The organism is Kitasatospora sp. SolWspMP-SS2h, assembly GCF_003259315.1.
Classification (GTDB): domain Bacteria; phylum Actinomycetota; class Actinomycetes; order Streptomycetales; family Streptomycetaceae; genus Kitasatospora; species Kitasatospora fiedleri.
Window position 1 is genome coordinate 129,600 of the sequence record NZ_QLLT01000014.1, and the last position, 17,042, is coordinate 146,641.

Annotated in this window: 16 protein-coding genes and 1 riboswitch; of the genes, 7 read left to right on the forward strand and 9 right to left on the reverse strand. The window is 74.6% G+C overall.

Annotated elements, in window-relative coordinates:
- Nucleotides 1-187: 187 nt before the first annotated feature.
- From K353_RS18980 to thrC, 3 genes are all read right to left on the reverse strand, one after another.
- Nucleotides 188-394 (reverse strand): cold-shock protein, encoded by a 207-nt coding sequence (locus K353_RS18980; RefSeq protein ID WP_014137493.1) that lies wholly within the window; start codon nt 392-394, stop codon nt 188-190.
- 603 nt (nt 395-997) lie between these two features.
- Nucleotides 998-1,276, reverse strand: a complete 279-nt coding sequence (locus tag K353_RS18985; protein ID WP_111554793.1) for a MoaD/ThiS family protein — start codon at nt 1,274-1,276, stop codon at nt 998-1,000.
- A gap of 56 nt (nt 1,277-1,332) precedes the next feature.
- Nucleotides 1,333-2,628: a threonine synthase gene (thrC, locus tag K353_RS18990; RefSeq protein WP_111554794.1), complete on the reverse strand. Its 1,296-nt coding sequence runs from the start codon at nt 2,626-2,628 to the stop codon at nt 1,333-1,335.
- Between the two features lie 17 nt (nt 2,629-2,645).
- A riboswitch (SAM riboswitch) is annotated at nt 2,646-2,773 on the reverse strand.
- Nucleotides 2,774-2,921: 148 nt separating this feature from the next.
- On the opposite strand from thrC, the gene K353_RS18995 reads away from it, so the two are divergent.
- Nucleotides 2,922-3,920: a glucosyl-3-phosphoglycerate synthase gene (locus K353_RS18995; protein WP_111554795.1), complete on the forward strand. Its 999-nt coding sequence runs from the start codon at nt 2,922-2,924 to the stop codon at nt 3,918-3,920.
- Nucleotides 3,921-4,027: 107 nt separating this feature from the next.
- Nucleotides 4,028-5,494, forward strand: coding sequence for a trehalose-6-phosphate synthase (locus tag K353_RS19000; RefSeq protein ID WP_111554796.1), 1,467 nt, complete (start codon nt 4,028-4,030; stop codon nt 5,492-5,494).
- A gap of 114 nt (nt 5,495-5,608) precedes the next feature.
- Here K353_RS19000 and otsB read toward each other — a convergent pair whose 3' ends face one another.
- The 4 genes from otsB to K353_RS19020 all read right to left on the reverse strand — a co-directional run bounded on the left by otsB (nt 5,609) and on the right by K353_RS19020 (nt 9,050).
- Nucleotides 5,609-6,454 (reverse strand): trehalose-phosphatase, encoded by an 846-nt coding sequence (gene otsB / locus K353_RS19005; protein WP_111554797.1) that lies wholly within the window; start codon nt 6,452-6,454, stop codon nt 5,609-5,611.
- A 71-nt stretch (nt 6,455-6,525) separates the two neighbouring features.
- Nucleotides 6,526-6,756 carry a DUF3263 domain-containing protein gene (locus K353_RS19010; RefSeq protein WP_111554798.1) on the reverse strand — a complete coding sequence of 77 codons (231 nt, stop codon included), beginning with the start codon at nt 6,754-6,756 and terminating at the stop codon, nt 6,526-6,528.
- Between the two features lie 58 nt (nt 6,757-6,814).
- On the reverse strand, nt 6,815-8,077 hold the full coding sequence (locus K353_RS19015) for an extracellular solute-binding protein (protein ID WP_233533678.1): 1,263 nt from the start codon (nt 8,075-8,077) through the stop codon (nt 6,815-6,817).
- A 184-nt stretch (nt 8,078-8,261) separates the two neighbouring features.
- Complete coding sequence (locus K353_RS19020; RefSeq protein WP_111554799.1) at nt 8,262-9,050, reverse strand: DeoR/GlpR family DNA-binding transcription regulator; 789 nt, start codon at nt 9,048-9,050, stop codon at nt 8,262-8,264.
- A 168-nt stretch (nt 9,051-9,218) separates the two neighbouring features.
- Between K353_RS19020 and K353_RS19025 the strand changes: the two genes are divergently transcribed.
- The 4 genes from K353_RS19025 to K353_RS19040 all read left to right on the forward strand — a co-directional run bounded on the left by K353_RS19025 (nt 9,219) and on the right by K353_RS19040 (nt 13,364).
- Nucleotides 9,219-10,142 (forward strand): SIS domain-containing protein, encoded by a 924-nt coding sequence (locus K353_RS19025; RefSeq protein WP_111554800.1) that lies wholly within the window; start codon nt 9,219-9,221, stop codon nt 10,140-10,142.
- Nucleotides 10,143-10,310: 168 nt separating this feature from the next.
- Nucleotides 10,311-11,243 (forward strand): ROK family protein, encoded by a 933-nt coding sequence (locus K353_RS19030; protein WP_111554801.1) that lies wholly within the window; start codon nt 10,311-10,313, stop codon nt 11,241-11,243.
- Nucleotides 11,240-12,415 (forward strand): N-acetylglucosamine-6-phosphate deacetylase, encoded by a 1,176-nt coding sequence (gene nagA, locus K353_RS19035; protein ID WP_111554802.1) that lies wholly within the window; start codon nt 11,240-11,242, stop codon nt 12,413-12,415. The genes K353_RS19030 and nagA overlap by 4 nt, the downstream gene beginning before the upstream one ends.
- A gap of 94 nt (nt 12,416-12,509) precedes the next feature.
- On the forward strand, nt 12,510-13,364 hold the full coding sequence (locus K353_RS19040; RefSeq protein ID WP_111554803.1) for a class II fructose-bisphosphate aldolase: 855 nt from the start codon (nt 12,510-12,512) through the stop codon (nt 13,362-13,364).
- A 45-nt stretch (nt 13,365-13,409) separates the two neighbouring features.
- On the opposite strand, the gene K353_RS34415 is transcribed toward K353_RS19040, so the two are convergent.
- Nucleotides 13,410-14,396: a hypothetical protein gene (locus tag K353_RS34415; RefSeq protein WP_158585434.1), complete on the reverse strand. Its 987-nt coding sequence runs from the start codon at nt 14,394-14,396 to the stop codon at nt 13,410-13,412.
- Nucleotides 14,397-14,473: 77 nt separating this feature from the next.
- The gene (locus K353_RS19050) at nt 14,474-16,261 is read right to left on the reverse strand and encodes a diguanylate cyclase (RefSeq protein WP_111554804.1); all 1,788 of its coding nucleotides are present in this window, start codon (nt 16,259-16,261) and stop codon (nt 14,474-14,476) included.
- A 223-nt stretch (nt 16,262-16,484) separates the two neighbouring features.
- Here K353_RS19050 and K353_RS19055 point away from each other — a divergent pair, with 223 nt between their 5' ends.
- Complete coding sequence (locus tag K353_RS19055) at nt 16,485-17,036, forward strand: flavin reductase family protein (RefSeq protein ID WP_111554858.1); 552 nt, start codon at nt 16,485-16,487, stop codon at nt 17,034-17,036.
- Nucleotides 17,037-17,042 lie beyond the last annotated feature (6 nt).

Genomic DNA, 17,042 nt, shown 5'->3' on the forward strand with positions numbered 1-17,042 from the left:
TGTGAGTGCTAACGCCAATGATTAGCACTCTGGGGTGGCGAGTGCAAGCCCATTCGGCCCCGCCGACCGCCCCGCCGGGAAACCCGCGGGCGGTCCGGGCGGCCCCGGAAAGCCCGCGGGCCCGCCCCGGACGCGTCGCGTCGGGGGCGGGCCCGCGGTTTCGGTGCGTGCGGGTCTGCCGGGGCCGTCAGGCGCCGGCGGCGCGGACCATGTCGGCCTGCGGACCCTTCTGACCCTGCGAGATCTCGAACTCGACCCGCTGGCCCTCTTCCAGGGTGCGGTAGCCGTCCATCTGGATCGCGCTGTAGTGGACGAACACGTCCGCTCCACCGTCGACCGCGATGAAGCCGTAGCCCTTCTCGGCGTTGAACCACTTGACGGTGCCCTGAGCCATTCCGAACTCCCCTTGTGCTGTGCTGGGCCCTTCAGAGATCCGCAGGACGCGGACCCGGAGGTCTGGAAGACCGGCCTGGGGACTCCCCCCCGTACGGCGCAGCCTCTGTCGCGGCTGAATGTATCCGGATATGCGCCCTCTGCAACAGGCCCAATTTCCGGGGAAACCCGCCGCCCGGCGGGGGATGTCCCGGGCGAAAGGCGCATCCGCCGACAATTGCGGCGGGACATAACGGACGCGGCACCGCAAAACGCCGGAACAATTCTGACGGCGGCCTGACAGAAGGCGGGGAAAGCCGCCCGGCGCACGTCCCGGGGCGCAGGACGGGAGGCGGCCCGGCCGAGCGGGGCGCGGTGCGGTGCGGTGCGGTGCGGTGCGGTAATCGAGGATTGAACCGGGCCGGGGAGGGGAACGGCCCTGCCCGGCACTCTACTCCCCGGGCCCCGGCGGAATTCCGGCGGCCCGCCGGACGGGAGAACCGCAGGTGCGCGGCCCATTGGCCGCAGTGCGCACGGAGCCGCCGCCCGGTTTACGCACGAAACCGCCGTCCGGTCCGGTAATTGAATTCCGGACCGGGCGGCGGCTGCGGGAATGCGGGCCGGGTCAGCAGCCGCCGGCCACCGCCGGAATGATCGACACCGAGGCGCCGTCCTTGATCTCGGTCTCCAGGCCCTCGGCGAAGCGCACGTCGTCGTCGTTCACGTACACGTTGACGAAGCGGCGCAGCTTGCCGCCGTCGTCCAGCAGCCGGGCGGCGATGCCGGCGTGGTTCGCCTCCAGGTCCGCGATGACGGCGGCCAGGGTGGCGCCCTCGGCGGTCACCTCGGCGGCGCCGCCGGTGTAGGTGCGCAGGATGGTCGGGATGCGGACGGTGGCGCTCATGCGGTGCTCCTCGGGGCGTGGGGTGTCCTGCGGCTGGGGTGTCCTGCGGCTGGGGGTCAGGCGGTGGCGAGGCCGGCGGCGCGGAAGGACTCCAGCGTCGGGCGGATCACGGCGGTCATGCCGGCGTCGGCGACCGCGTCGAGGGTCTTGAGGCCGTCGCCGGTGTTGATCGCGACGGTCTCCTTGGACGGGTCGAGCAGGCCGTTCTCGACCAGCTTCTTCAGCACGCCGACGGTGACGCCGCCCGCGGTCTCGGCGAAGATCCCCTCGGTGCGGGCGAGCAGCTTGATCGCCTCGACCACCTCGGCGTCGGTGACGTCCTCGACCGCGCCGCCGGTGCGGCGGGCGATGTCCAGCACGTACGGGCCGTCGGCCGGGTTGCCGATCGCCAGCGACTTGGCGATGGTGTTCGGCTTGACCGGCTTGATCACGTCGCGGCCGGCCTTGAAGGCGGCGGAGACCGGGGAGCACCCCTCGGCCTGGGCGCCGAAGATCCTGTAGGGCTTGTCCTCGACCAGGCCGAGCTTGATCAGCTCCTGCAGGCCCTTGTCGATCTTGGTGAGCTGGGAGCCGGAGGCGATCGGGATGACGATCTGGTCGGGCAGCCGCCAGCCGAGCTGCTCGCAGATCTCGAACGCCAGGGTCTTGGAGCCCTCGCCGTAGTACGGGCGCAGGTTGACGTTCACGAAGCCCCAGCCCTCGCCGGCCGGATCGCCGATCAGCTCGGAGCAGAAGCGGTTCACGTCGTCGTAGTTGCCGTCGATGCCGACCAGCTCGCCGCCGTACACCCCGGCCATCACGACCTTGCCCTGCTCCAGGTCGTGCGGGATGAACACGCAGGACTTGAAGCCGGCCCGGGCGGCCGCGGCGCCCACCGCGCCGGCCAGGTTGCCGGTGGAGGAGCAGGAGAGCGTGGTGAACTCGAAGGCCCGGGCGGCCTCGATCGCGCAGGCCACCACCCGGTCCTTGAAGGAGTGGGTCGGGTTGCCCGAGTCGTCCTTGACGTGCAGCTGCGCGGTGAAGCCCAGCTCGCGGCCCAGGTTGTCGGCCTTGACCAGCGGGGTCCAGCCCGGGTTCAGGTTCGGCTTGCCGGCCACGTCGGCCGGGACGGGCAGCAGCGGGGCGTAGCGCCAGATCGACGCCGGGCCGGCCTCGATCCGCTTGCGCAGCTCCTCGGCGTCGTAGCCCGTGTAGTCGTAGGCGATCTCCAGCGGGCCGAAACACTCCGGACAGGCGAAGTCCGGGCCGAGCGGGGAGCGCGCGCCGCACTCGCGGCAGGACAGCGCGGTCGCCGGACCGAGGTCGACGGTGCCGGGTGCGGCGGCGGTGGGTGCGGCGGTGTCAACAGCCATGGTGGCGAGGCCCTTTCTCCTCATCTTCCCCGGATCGCGGTCGCGTCCGGGACGGAATTGGCACCTGTCCCGCCGGGCCTGCGGGCCGCGCGGGAGGGTTGCCGGGACTTCAACGGGCCGTTCCCTCAGTCCCTCTGGATGAGCTCTGTGAAGTTGTGGTCGTACGCTGCGAGCGACCCCCGGGTGCGAAGGCGCGATCGCGATACCAAGACTGTATCCGAAGGCCCGCCCGGACCGACCCCCGCGTCCGACACCCGAGACGGGCCGAGACGAACCGAGACAGGGAGCGAGACGTGCCGGAGCAGCCCGAGCCCGGGGTACTGCCGGAGGTGGCCGACTGGCTGCGCCGCCGTTCGTGGACGGCCGCCGACCGGCCGCTCGACCTGCTGCTGGCCGCCAAGCGCGCCGCCGGGGCGGCCGGCACGGTGAGCGTGGTGCTGCCCGCGCTGGACGAGGAGTCCACCGTCGGCGGGATCGTCGCCGCGATCCGGGCCGAGCTGGTCGAGCGCGTCCCCCTGGTGGACGAGCTGGTGGTGGTCGACTCCGGCTCGCGGGACGGCACCGCCGCCGTGGCGGCCGCGGCCGGCGCCCGGGTGGTGCACCGCGACGCGCTGCTGCCCCGGCTGCCCGCCGAGCCCGGCAAGGGCGAGGTGCTGTGGCGCTCGCTGCTCGCCACCAGCGGCGCGATCGTCTGCTTCGTCGACGCCGACCTGCGCGAGTTCGACCCGGCGTTCGTCTCCGGCATCATCGGCCCGCTGCTCACCGATCCCGACCTGCACCTGGTCAAGGCCATGTACGACCGGCCGTTCGAGGCCGACGGCGCCGTCGTACCGGCCGGCGGCGGCCGGGTCACCGAACTGGTCGCCCGCCCGCTGCTCAGCCTGCACTGGCCGCAGCTCGCGGGCTTCGTCCAGCCGCTCGGCGGCGAGTACGCGGCCCGCCGCGGCCTGCTGGAGCGGCTGCCCTTCCCGACCGGCTACGGCGTCGAGCTCGGCCTGCTGGTGGACGCCCTGGAGCTGGCCGGGCTGGACGCGCTGGCCCAGGTCGACGTGGGCGTGCGGCACCACCGGCACCAGGACGGCCAGGCCCTCGGCCGGATGGCCGCCACCATCTACCGCACCGCCCTGGAGCGGCTGGACCGCGCCCACCGCCTCAAGGCCGACCCCGACCTGGTCCGCCCGCTGCTCACCCAGTACACCCGCACCCCGGCCGGTTTCGCCCCCCGCACCCACCCCGTCCCGGCCACCGAACGCCCCCCGATGGCGACCGTCCCCGAGTACCGCGACCGCTGACCGCCCGGCCCGGTCGGCGCGGTCCGCAGGCCCCGTCCCCCACTGTTCACCTGCCACGGGCCGCGCCGAGTGGTTTGGTCCGGTGATCGCACGGCAAGGTTGGCTGTATGGCCGATCACGTGTCCGAACGCTCCCAGCAGTCCGGAGCCGCCCCGATCCTGGTGGCCTCCAACCGCGGCCCGGTGTCCTTCCGCACGGAGGACGACGGCGCGCTGACCCTCCGCAGAGGCGGCGGCGGCCTGGTCTCCGGGCTCTCCGCCATCGACGACCCGAACGCGGTCTGGGTCTGCGCCGCGCTCTCCGACGCCGACCGCACCGCCGCCCGGCAGGCCCCCGACGGGCGCCTCGACCGGGCCGGCCACGACGTCGGCGGACAGGCCGTCCGGATGCTGGACATCGATCCGGAGACCTTCGCCCGCGCCTACAACGGCGTCGCGAACTCCACCCTCTGGTTCGTCCACCACCTGCTCTACCAGACGCCCGTGCAGCCCGCCTTCGACGCCGACTTCCGCACCGAGTGGGACGCCTACCGGGCGTACAACACCGCCTTCGCCGAGGCCCTCGCCGCCGAGGCCGCCCCCGGCGCGGCCGTCCTGGTGCAGGACTACCACCTCTCGCTGGCCCCCGCGCTGCTCCGGGAACTCCGCCCCGACCTGCGGATCGGCCACTTCTCGCACACCCCCTGGGCCCCGCCGGACTACTACCGGCTGCTGCCCGACGACGTCGCCGCCGCCGTCCTCGAAGGCATCCTCGGCGCCGACCGGGCCGCCTTCCTCACCCGCCGCTGGGCGCTCGCCTTCGCCGACTGCTGCGAGGCCCTGCTCGGCGCGCGCGTCGACCGCGAGGCGCTGACCGTCACGCACGCCGGCCGCACCACCCGGCTGGGCGTGCACGGCCTCGGCGCCGACGGCGAGTTCCTGCGCGAACGCGCCCACCGGCCCGACGTCGACGAGCGCCTCGCCGCCCTGCGCGCGGCCGTCGGCGACCGGCGCACCATCGTCCGGGTCGACCGCACCGAACTCAGCAAGAACATCGTCCGCGGCCTGCTCGCCTACCGGCACCTGCTGCGCACCCGCCCCGAGTGGCTCGGCAACGTCGTCCACATCGCCTTCGCCTACCCCTCGCGCACCGACCTCGCCGAGTACCGCGACTACACCGCCGCCGTGCGGCGCGTCGCCGAGGAGGTCAACGCCGAGTTCGGCACCGACGACTGGCAGCCGGTCCTGCTGCACGTCGACGACGACTTCCCGCGCTCGCTGGCCGCCTACCGGCTCGCCGACGTCGCCCTGGTCAACCCGATCCGCGACGGCATGAACCTGGTCGCCAAGGAGGTCCCGGTCGTCTCCGACCGGGGCTGCGCCCTCGTGCTGTCCCGCGAGGCCGGTGCCCACGCGGAGCTCGCCGAGGACGCGATCACCGTCAACCCCTTCGACGTGGTCGCCACCGCCGACGCCCTCGCCGAGGCGCTCGCGATGCCCGCCGCCGAACGCGCCGACCGCAGCAAGCGCCTCGCCGCCGCGGCCACCACCCTGCCGCCCCAGCAGTGGTTCCTGGACCAGCTCAAGGCCCTCTGAACGCACGACCCGGACGCACGGCGTACGCGAAAACGCACGTGAACGCACGGCGTACGCGAAACCGGGGGCGCGGGCGGGAGAGCCCGCCGCGCCCCCGCCGGTGCGCGCCCCCTGCTACCGCAGCAGCTCGGTGAGCCCGTTCAGCAGGTCGACGATCCCGGCCGGCCCCGCCACCACCAGGTCGGCGCGCTCGGCGAGTTCGGCGACCGGCGGCTCGCCGGTGACGGGCCCGCTGCACACCAGCAGGCCGGGACGGCCGGCCGCCCGGCGGGCGGCGACCTCCGCGTAGGCGGCGAGGTCGCCGAGGTCGTCGCCGGCGAAGAGGACCGGGCCCGCGTCCCGCTCGGCCAGGAAGTCGCGCAGGGCGACCCCCTTGTCGATCCCCGGCGGGCGCAGTTCGACGACCATCCGGCCGGGCTCGACGACCAGCCCGTGCCGCCGCGCCAGCTCGCCGAGCGGGCCGCGCAGCCGCTCCAGCAGCGCGTCCGGCTCGGGGGCGCGCCGGGTGTGGACGGCCAGCGCGCGCTCCTTGTCCTCCACGAAGGTGCCCTCGGGCGCGCCCAGCTCCCGCAGCAGCGCGGGGAGTTCGTGCCGGACGGCGGCCACCCCGGGCGGGGGCGGGGCGGCGGTGACGGCGTCGGTGCGGGCGTCCCAGCGTTCGGCGCCGTAGTGGCCGAGGACGGTGAGGTGCTCCAGGCCGGGGGCGCCGGCGAAGCCGCCGTAGGCGGCGGCGGTCGCGGCCGGGCGCCCGGTGACCACGACGACCGCGCCGATCAGCGGGGCGAGCGCGGAGAGGGCGGGTACGACGCCCGGATGGGCGCGGGCCCGCTCGGGGTCGGCGACGATCGGGGCGAGCGTGCCGTCGAAGTCGAGCCCCACCACGGCGGACTTCGGGTCGGCGAGCAGGCCCGCCAGTCCGGTCCGCCCTGCCTCGGTCGTGATCTGTTCGGCGATTCCCATGCCCCGACGCTACCCGCCGACGGGGGTGGGCAGCCCTCCCGAGGGCTCACGGCCGGGCGTCGCGCCGGGGCTCACTGCCGGGCGTCGCGCCGCGCCTGCCGGACCCGGCGCAGCCGGTTGACCAGGACCGGGTCGTGGGCGAGCGCCTCGGTCCGGTCGAGCAGGGCGTTGAGCAGCTGGTAGTAGCGGGTGGCGGAGATGCCGAGCTCCTGCCGGATCGCCTGCTCCTTGGCGCCCGCGGTCCGCCACGCGCGGGCTTCCAGGGCGAGCACCGCCCGGTCGCGTTCGGTCAGTTCGGCCATGTGTCCAGGCTATGCCCCGGAACCGTCAGCCCCGCCCCCGCGCCGCCGGCCCCGTCCGTCAGCCCTGGCGGGCCTTGGCGGCCTCCGCGACGGCGGCGGTCTGGAGGTCGCCGAGCACCTGCTCGCCGCCGGACTTCACGGCCTTGCCCATCTGCTGCTTGATCATGCTGCTGACCTTGTCCCAGGACGGGTCGCCGTAGGGGTAGAAGCTGGCGGTGGGCAGGTTCTGCAGGAACTGCGCGAGGTCCTGGTGGGCGGGGTTGGCGGACATGTCGTCGAGGGTGTCCTGGGTGACCGGGAGCAGGTTGTACTCCTCGTCGAAGGCCAGGGTGTTCTGCTTGGAGAGGGTGAAGTTCAGGAACTTCTTGATCTCCGCCCGGTGCCCGTTGGCCTTAAAGGCCATCAGCCAGTCGGCCACGCCGAAGGCGACCTCCTTGACCTCCTTGCTCCGGCGCGGGACCGCGGCGGTGCCGTACTGGACGCCGGCGTCGGTCGCGGCCTTGATCAGCCCGGGGTGGCCGTTGAGCATGGCGACCTGGCCCTTGGCGAAGGCGGCGAAGGCGTCCTTCCGGTTGACCTGGCCGGGGTCGTCGTAGGTCAGGCCCCGGTCGACCAGGTTGGTGCGCAGCCACTTGAAGGTGTCGCGGTTCTGCTGGCTGTCGATGGTGTAGTTGCCGACGCTGTCGGAGAGTTCGCCGCCGCCGCTCATCGTCCAGATCATCGACTCGGCCTGGGCCTCCTCGGGTCCGAGCGGCAGCGCGTAGGGGGTGACGCCCGGGACCTTGCTCTTGATCAGGTCGGCGTCCTTGCGCAGGTCGTCCCAGGTGACGGGCGGGGCGGTGATGCCGGCCTTCTCGAAGATGGTCTTGTTGTAGACGAACACCCGGCTGGAGGAGATGAACGGGATGCCGTACTGGCTGCCGAGCACCTGGCCGGCCTTGCTGAACGAGCTCAGCAGGTTGGCCTGCGCCTCCATGGAGAGCACGTCGCCGACGGGGTAGAGCCGGTCGGCGGCGACCTGGTCGGCGAAGCCGCCGGTCTGCACGATGTCGGGGGTCCTGCCCTTGGCGATCAGGTCGCCGACGTGCTTGTCGATGTCGTCCCAGGAGACCACGTCGACGCGCACCTTGACGCCGGAGTTGGCCGCCTCGAAGTCCCGGGCCACCTTGTTCCAGTAGACGCTGCCGCTGTTGGAGGCGTCGGTGCCGTAGTCGGCCGCGACCAGGTCGAGCGTCACGTCGCCCCCGCCGGACAGGACGCCGCAGCCGGCCAGCAGCAGGCATCCGACGAGGGGCAGGGGGAGCAGCGCTGATCGCTTCACGGGGGTACCGCCTTCAGGAGGGTGACAGCGGCGACCCTGGCAGCTACCGCGCGCAGTGGTCCAGACCTGTAGGGACGGAAGTTATCGAAGTGTCAGATCCCGTTGCGCCCCGCGCAACGCCGGTGCCTCCCGCGTCCGGTATCCGGACGGCGGGGTCGCCGACGTGCGTGGGCCGCCCGGGCGTTCAGGCCGTCAGGACGGCGATCCCGGCGTCGGCGAAGGCGTCCGCCAGCTCCTGCGGCACCTGGCTGTCGGTGACCAGGGTGTCGACCGCCTCCAGGCCGCAGATCCGGGCGAAGGCGCGGTGGCCCAGCTTGGAGGAGTCGGCGGCCACCACCACCCGCCGGGCCCGCTCGGCGAGCAGCCGGTTGACCGCCGCCTCGCCCTCGTGGTGGGCGGTCGCGCCGTGCTCGGTGTCGAGCCCGTCCACGCCCAGCACCGCGGTGTCCAGGGCGAGTTCGCCGAGCACCTGGGCCGCCAGCGGGCCGATCAGCTCGTACGACTGGGGGCGGGCGACGCCGCCGGTGACCACGATCTTCACCTGCGGACGGACCGTCAGCTCGTTGGCGATGTTGAGCGCGTTGGTGACCACGGTGAGGCTCTGGCCGCCCTCGGGGTGCTCGGCCAGGTCGGACCGGACGGCCAGCGCCCGGGCCACCTCGGTGGTGGTGGTGCCGCCATTGAGGCCGACCACCTCGCCGGGGGCGATCAGGCCGGCCACCAGGGAGCCGATCCGCTGCTTGGCGTCGGCGTTGCGGGCGGTCTTGTAGCGCAGCGGCAGGTCGTAGGAGACGCTGTGGGCCACCGCGCCGCCGCGGGTGCGGGTGAGCATCTGCTGGCGGGCCAGCTGGTCGAGGTCGCGGCGGATGGTCGCGGCCGAGACGTCCAGCGCGTCGGCCGCCTCCTCGACGTCCAGCTTGCCGTGCTCGGCCAGCAACTCCAGTAGCGCGTTCCACCGTTCGTACCTCGACACCGTCCGCTCCTCCCGCACTCGCCCGTACGCTCCGCGCCCGGTCGGGAAAGCTTTGCACACCTCTCCCCCCTCCCACTCATTGCGCAATGATGCTTGAAACGGCTATAAATCAATCAGCTTTGCGCACTCAATGCGCAGTCCAGCCGGCCGCCGAAGGAGTCCGCACCCATGTCGCAGCACCTGTCCCTGACCGACGAGGAGATCGCCACCCAGCCCGGGAACTGGCGCGCCGCCGCGGCGCTGGCGGCGAGCGGCCCGGCCGGCCTGCCGCGGCGCGGCGAGCGGGTGGCCGTGGTGGGCTGCGGCACCTCCTGGTTCATGGCCCAGGCGTACGCCGCCCTGCGCGAGGCCGGCGGCCACGGCGAGACCGACGCCTTCGCCGCCTCCGAGTTCCCGCACCGGCGCCGCTACGACCGGGTGCTGGCGATCACCCGCTCCGGCACCACCACCGAGGTGCTGCGGCTGCTGGCCGCCACCGGCCTGCCGAGCACCGCGATCACCGCCTGCGTGGACCAGCCGGTGGCGGCGACCGCCGACCACCTGGTCGACCTGGGCTTCGCCGACGAGCGCTCGGTGGTGCAGACCCGCTTCGCCACCACCGCGCTGGCCCTGCTCCGGGCCCACCTGGAGTGCGAGGACGCCCTCCCGGCCGGGGTCGCCCCCGTCGACCGGGCCGCCGCGGACGCCGAGCGGGCGGTGGCCTGGCAGGTGCCGCGGGAGCTGGTGGAGCTGGAGCAGATCTCCTTCCTCGGCGCGGGCTGGACCAACGGCCTGGCCCAGGAGGCCGGGCTGAAGATGCGCGAGGCCGCGCTCGCCTGGACCGAGGCGTACCCGGCGATGGAGTACCGGCACGGGCCGATCTCGATCACCGCCCCGGGCCGGGCCGCCTGGATGTTCGGCGCGCTGCCCGCGGGCCTGGCGGACGAGGTCGGCGCGGTCGGCGGCCGGCTGGTGGCCGACTCCGGAGCGGACGGCCTGGACCCGCTGGCCGACCTGGTCCGGGTGCACCGGCTGGCGGTCGCGCTGGCCGGGCACCGCGGCCTGAACCCGGACGAGCCGCGCAACCTGACCCGCTCGATCGTGCTCGGCTGACCCCGGCACACCCCCGTCCGGGGCCCCACCGGCCGCACCGCGGGTCACGGCCCCGCCACGCAAACCCCCCAGGAGACGGCAAAGAGCGATAAACCTCACCTCTCAGGACCAGAGCAATCGAGCAACTGGACTAGACCTCTTAGACCCGGCCAAGGGAAACTGTCCCCCGTGAAGCACGTCATCGCACTCGATGTAGGCGGCACCGGCATGAAGGCCGCGCTGGTCGCCCAGGACGGCTCCGTGCTGTTCGAAGCACGCCGACCGACCGGGCGGGAGCACGGCCCCGACGCCGTCGTCGCCACCATCCTCGACTTCGCCGCCGACCTGGCGCGGGAGGGCCGCACCCGGTTCGGTGCCGCCCCCCTCGCGGCGGGCGTCGCCGTGCCGGGGACGATCGACGAGGGGAACGGGATCGCGGTCTTCTCCGCCAACCTCGGCTGGCGGGACCTGCCGATGCGCAAGCTGCTCGGCGAGCGCCTCGGCGGCATCCCGGTCGCCCTCGGCCACGACGTCCGCTCCGGCGGGCTCGCCGAGGGCCGGATCGGCGCCGGGCGGGGGGTCGACCGCTTCCTGTTCATCGCGCTGGGCACCGGCATCGCCGGGGCGATCGGCATCCACGGCTCCATCGAGGCCGGCGCCCACGGCTACGGCGGCGAGATCGGCCACGTGGTGGTCCGCCCCGGCGGCCCGCTGTGCGGCTGCGGCGCCCGCGGCTGCCTGGAGACCCTGGCCTCGGCCTCTGCGGTCTCCCGGGCCTGGGCCGCCGCCAGCGGCGACCCGGAGGCCGACGCCGCCGCCTGCGCGAGCGCCGTCGACGCCGGCGACCCGCGGGCGGCCGAGGTCTGGCAGGAGGCGGTGGACGCGCTCGCCGACGGCATCGCGCTGGCCCAGAGCCTGCTCGACCCGTCCACGGTGATCGTCGGCGGCGGGCTGGCCGAGGCGGGCGACACGCTCTTCACGCCGCTGCGCGCCGCGGTGACCGGGCGCCTGACCTTCCAGATGCCCCCGGAGGTCGTTCCGGCCATGCTCAAAGACACCGCCGCGTCCCTGGGCGCCGGCTTGCTCGCCTGGGATCTGCTCTCCATGGAGGTGACCGCGTGACCGCGGACCGTACTGCACTGGCCGGAGCCCGACTGGTCCTGCCCGGCGGCGTGATCGACGCCGGCCGGCTCTCCGTCGAGGGCACCCGCATCGCGGGCCTCGGCGGCGAGGCGGAACCGGACGACCTCGACCTCACCGGGTACACCGTCGTCCCCGGCTTCGTCGACCTGCACGTGCACGGCGGCGGCGGCGCGTCGTACACCTCCGGGATCGCCGAGGAGGCGCTCACCGCCGCCCGCGCGCACCTGGAGCACGGCACCACCACGACGATGGCCTCCACCGTCACCGGCGAGATCGACGAGGTCTGCCGCCAGGCGGCGGTGCTCTCCGAACTCGTCGAGGACGGCGTCCTGGCCGGCATCCACTTCGAGGGCCCGTTCATCTCGCACAACCGGTGCGGCGCCCACCGCCCCGACCTGCTGCGCAACCCGGACCCGGCGCTGGTACGCAAGCTCGCCGACGCGGGCCGCGGCCACACGAAGATGTTCACCCTGGCCCCGGAGCTGCCCGGCGGCCTGGAGTCGGTGCGGATGCTGTCCGACCTCGGCATCATCGCCGCCGTCGGCCACACCGACTCCGACTACGAGGTCACCCTGCGGGCGATCGACGCCGGCGCCACCGTCGCCACCCACCTGTTCAACGCGATGCCGGGCATCCAGCACCGCGCCCCCGGCCCGATCGTCGCCCTGCTGGAGGACGAGCGGGTCACCGTCGAGCTGGTCAACGACGGCATCCACCTGCACCCCTCGGTGGTCGAGCTGGCCTACGGCACGGCCGGCGCCGACCGCGTCGCGCTGATCACCGACGCGATGGCCGCGGCCGGCATGGGCGACGGCCTGTACCCGCTCGGGCCGCTCCAGGTCCGGGTCGAGGACGGCGTGGCCCGGCTGGTCGAGGGCGGCTCCATCGCGGGCTCCACCCTCACCCTGGACGTCGCCTTCCGGCGCGCCGTCACCGTCCTCGGCCTGTCCCTGAACCAGGCCGTCACCTCGCTGTCCACCGTCCCCGCCCGGCTGCTCGGCCTGGGCGACACCATCGGCACCCTGGAGGCCGGAAAGCACGCCGACCTGGTCGTCCTCGACTCCGACAGCCACGAACTCGTCGCGGTGATGCGCCGCGGCGAGTGGATCGTCGGCGCGGACCGCTTCGCCCGGGCCGGCAACCCGGCCTGACCCGGCGCCGCCCCTCCGGCGGCCCCGGCCCTCCCGGCCACGGGGGTGAGCAGCGGAACCTGCGCCTCGCTACTCACCCCACCGGGAGCACCCCTTGCCGCTCGCCCGCACCTCCGACCTGCTCGCCGCCGCCGTCGCCGACCGGCGCGGCCTGCCCGCCTTCAACGTGATCACCCTGGAGCACGCCGAGGCCATCGCCGCCGGCGCCGAGGCCGCGGCCACGCCCGTGGTCCTCCAGCTCAGCCAGAACGCCGTCGCCCACCGCGGCGGCCGGCTGCTGCCGATCGCCCGCGCCTGCGCCGAGGTGGCCGCCGCCGCCCGCGTCCCCGTCTCGCTCCACCTCGACCACGTCGAGGACGCCGACCTGCTGCGCGCGGCCCCCGCCGCCGGGTTCTCCTCCGCGATGTTCGACGCCTCCGCGCTGCCGCACGACGAGAACGTCAAGGCCACCGCCGAGGCCACCGCCTGGGCGCACCGCCACGGGCTGCACGTGGAGGCCGAACTCGGCCGGGTCGGCGGCAAGGACGGCGAGCCCCCGCTCGGCGCGCACGCCCCCGGTGCCCGCACCGACCCGGACGAGGCCGCCCGCTACGTGGCCGAGACCGGCGTCGACGCGCTGGCCGTCGCGGTCGGCTCCTCGCACGCGATGACCTCCCGGACCGCCGCCCTGGACCACGCGCTGATCCGCGCCCTGGCCGCCGCCGTCCCCGTCCCGCTGGTGCTGCACGGCAGTTCCGGGGTGCCCGACGACGCCCTGGCCGAGGCGGTCGCCGCCGGCATGGTGAAGATCAACATCGGGACGGCGCTCAACCTCGCCTACACCCCGGCCGTCCGCGCCCACCTGGCCGCCCACCCCCGGGCCACCGACCCCCGGCCCGGCCTGGCCGCCGCCCGCGACGCGATGGCCCGGACCGTCGAGCAGCTGGCCCGGGTGGTCACCGGCCGCTGACCGCGCACCGTCCCGGCCGGACGCCCCGCGCCCGGCCGGGACGGGCTACCAGCCCTGGACCTTCGAGGTGCCGTTCGGGGTGACCGCGATCTGGTCGAGCAGGAAGCCGCACTGGTTGTCGGCCTGGCAGGTCACCGAGATGGTGTGCGGGCCGGGCTGGGCCACGGTGCCGCTGACCCAGGAGGAGTACCAGGAGCTCTCCGGCGGCAGGCCGGGGCTGTAGTTGTTGAGCTTTATCGGGGTGTAGGTCGGCTTGCCGTCCACCGCGACGGTGGCGGTGGCGTTCGGGCCGCTGTTGTTGAAGCGCAGCCAGATCTGGAAGGTGCCGGCGGCGGGCACGTTCACGTCCCAGGAGACCGAGGCGCCCACCGTGCCGAGGCCGTCGACGTACTTGCCGCCGGCCGCCTTCGCGCCCGCGACCTGCCCGGCGACCGTGCTGCCGCCGCCGAGCTTCATGCCGGCGGCGTCGGCGACGTCCGTCCCGCCGGAGAGCGCGGTGGTGCTGGGCGAGGAGTCGGCCGAGGGGCCGGCGCTGCCGGTGGCGCTGCCCGCGGCGCCCGTGACGCCGCCGGACGGGGCGGCGGGCGCGGACTGGGCGGCGGCACCGGTCTTGGGCTTGCCGTCCGGGTCGCCGGTGGAGAGCGCGACGCCCGCGCCGACGGCGACCGCGGCGACCACCGCGACGGCGCCGATGATCGCGGCCCTGCCGCGGCCCGCGGGCTTCTCCTCGCCGGGCCGGGGCCGGGAGCGCTCGGCGTAGCGGGACTGCGGGGGCAGCGCGGAGGTGGGCTCCGACCCGGGGAACCGGTCGGCGGGCTGCCCGGGGGCCTGGCCGTACCCGGCGGGGCCGGCCTGCGGGTGGACGGGGCGCTCGCCGTAGCTGGCGCGGCCGACCTCCATCGGGCGGCTGTAGCCGCTGCGGGGCCGCTCCGCGACGGGCTGCTCGCCCTCCGCCGGGCGGTAGAGGTACGCGAAGGGGTCGTCCTGGACCGCGTCTTCGGGCGGTGCGCCGTTGTCACCGGGCGTGGTCACGGTCGACTCCCCTGGAGCTGGATGGTCTCTGTACCCAGGGCACCCTACCTGGCCCGGTTGAGCGGGGGCCAAGCGGTTCAGCCCGCCCGGCGGTGCGAGCGCTCGCCGCGCGAGCCGCGGGCGGCGCCGCCGCGGGTGCGCTTCTCGTCGTACATCCGCTCGTCCGCGGAGTGCAGCACCTCGTCGATGCTCATGCCGCAGCCGGCCCAGCCGATGCCCAGGCTGACGCCGACCCGCACCGCCCGGTTGTCGATCCGCATCGGCGGCAGGATCGCCCCGCGCAGCCGCCCGGCCAGCTCCTTGGCCTCCTCGCGGCCGATGTTGTCGGCCAGGACGACGAACTCGTCGCCGCTCATCCGGGCCACCGTGTCGCCCTCCCGGACGACCTGCTGGAGGCGGCGGGCGATCTCGATCAGGACGGCGTCGCCGGTGTTGTGCCCGTGCCGGTCGTTGACCAGCTTGAACCCGTCGAGGTCGCAGTAGAGGACGGCCAGGCCGCGCTCGCCGGCGGGGGCGCCGCGGCGGTGGCCGTGCCACAGGTCGCCGGCGGGCGGCTCGGCGGGGACCACCGCGTGCACGTGGTGGGCGGGGGCGCCGGGGTAGGGCGGCCGGTCGTCGGGGAAGGCGGCCGGGTCGCGCTCCAGGGGCCCGTCGGGGGCCGCGTAGCCGTGCGCGAGGGCGTCGGCCGCCCCGGGGGCCGGGCGGCCGTCCGCGGCGGCGTGGGAGGGCGGGTGGGGGGCGTCGGGGGGCGGTGCCTGGCCGGGTATCGCCGGGGCCGGGGCGGCCGGACAGAGCCGGCGGGCCAGCCGGGCCCGCAGCTCGGCGCCGTTCGGCAGGCCGGTGAGCGCGTCGTGGCTGGCCCGGTGGGCGAGCTGGAGCTCGTGGCGCTTGCGGTCCTCGATGTCCTCGACGTGGGTCAGCAGGAAGCTGGGGCCCTCGGCGGCGTCGGCGACCACCGAGTTGCGCAGGCAGACCCACTGGTAGCCGCCGTCCCGGCGGGCCAGCCGCAGTTCGGCGCGGCCGCCCTCGGCGCTGGTGCGCAGCAGCAGGTCGAGGTCGTCGGGGTGGACCAGGTCGACGAAGCGCTGCTGGCGCAGCGCGGCGCGGGGGCGGCCGAGCAGCCGGCACAGGGCGTCGTTGACCCGGCTGAGCTGGCCCATCGCGTCGCCGTGCAGCTCGGTGATGGCCATCCCGCTGGGGGCGTACTCGAAGGCCTGCCGGAAGGACTCCTCGCTGGCCCGCAGGGCCTGCTGCTCCTTCTCCAGCCGGGCCAGGGCGCGCTGCATCTCGGCCCGCAGCCGGGCGTTGCCGATGGCTATGGAGGCCTGCAGGGAGAACATCTCCAGCGCCTCGCGGGTCCAGGCGCCGGGGCGCTTGCCGCTGCGCGGGCGGTCCACCGAGAGGATGCCGAGCAGGTCGCCGCCGGCGCTGTACATCGGGGCGAGCAGCATGTCGGCGGGGTGCCAGTCGTTGCCGTAGACGGGCATCGGTCCGTCGCCGGTCCAGGTGGGGACGTCGGTGGCGATCGCCCAGCCGCGGTCGTGCGGCAGGAAGCGCAGGGTGCCCCAGTGGTCGGCGACCTGGAGCATCCGCTCCCAGGACTCGCGGGAGCCGACCTGGCCGAGCAGGACGGTGGGGCCGCCGAAGGCGTTCTCCTCGATCTCCCAGACGGCGGCGACCACGAGGTCGCCGTCGGGGCGCACCAGGCTGACCGCGGCGGCGTCGAACCCGAGCCCGTGGACCGCGCCCTCGACGACCGCCTGCAGGGTTCCCGCCAGGCTCCGGGCAGCGTTGAGGTCCGCCACGACCCGGTGCAAGGTGCGGAGGGTCGCGAGGCGGACGTAGGGCTCCGACTCGGCTTCCATGCGGGGGCTCCCCGGCTGCTTCGGATGGTTCTTGAAAGGTTGTCGTCCGATTGCCAGAAGAACTGAATCACAGCGAGCACTGCGATAGGCACGCTCGGTCAGCAATAGCCGGTGACTGTGACTCAAATCACACAATGATCAAGGAGTCGGCGACCAAAGGCCGAGCGGACCTACGACCACGGCCCGATACCGGCACGCCCGACCGGCGACTACCGTGCGGTACGTGTACAGCTCTCCGCAGTCCCCCGCCGCCCCCGCGGCCCCCGCCCCCGCGGCGGCCGGCGCCACCCCCGAGGAGTTCCGGGCCGCCCTCGGCCAACTCGCCGCGGGCGTCTCGCTGCTGACCGTGCACGACCCCGAGGACGACGAGGACGCGGGGATGACCGCGACCTCGTTCCTGTCGGTGTCGCTGGAGCCGCCGCTGGTGCTGGTCTCGCTCCGCACCGACTCCCGGATGGACGAGCTGCTGGCCCGGGCCGAGACCTGGGCGGTGTCGCTGCTCGGCGAGGAGCACCGCGCGCTCGCCTCCCGGTTCGCCATGAAGGGGCGGCTCAGCGACCGGCTGCTGTTCGCGGACGCCGCCTGGCACCGCGGCCCGCACGCGGGCGCCCCGCTGGTCGACGGCGCGCTGGCCACCGTGGAGTGCCGCACCGAGCAGCGGATCGCGGCCGGCGACCACACCCTCGTCCTCGGCCGCGTCCTGGCCGCCGAGGCGCCGGCCCCGGCCGGACGGCCGCTGCTGTACCTGCGCGGCGGCTACCGGCAGCTGGGCTGACGGCCC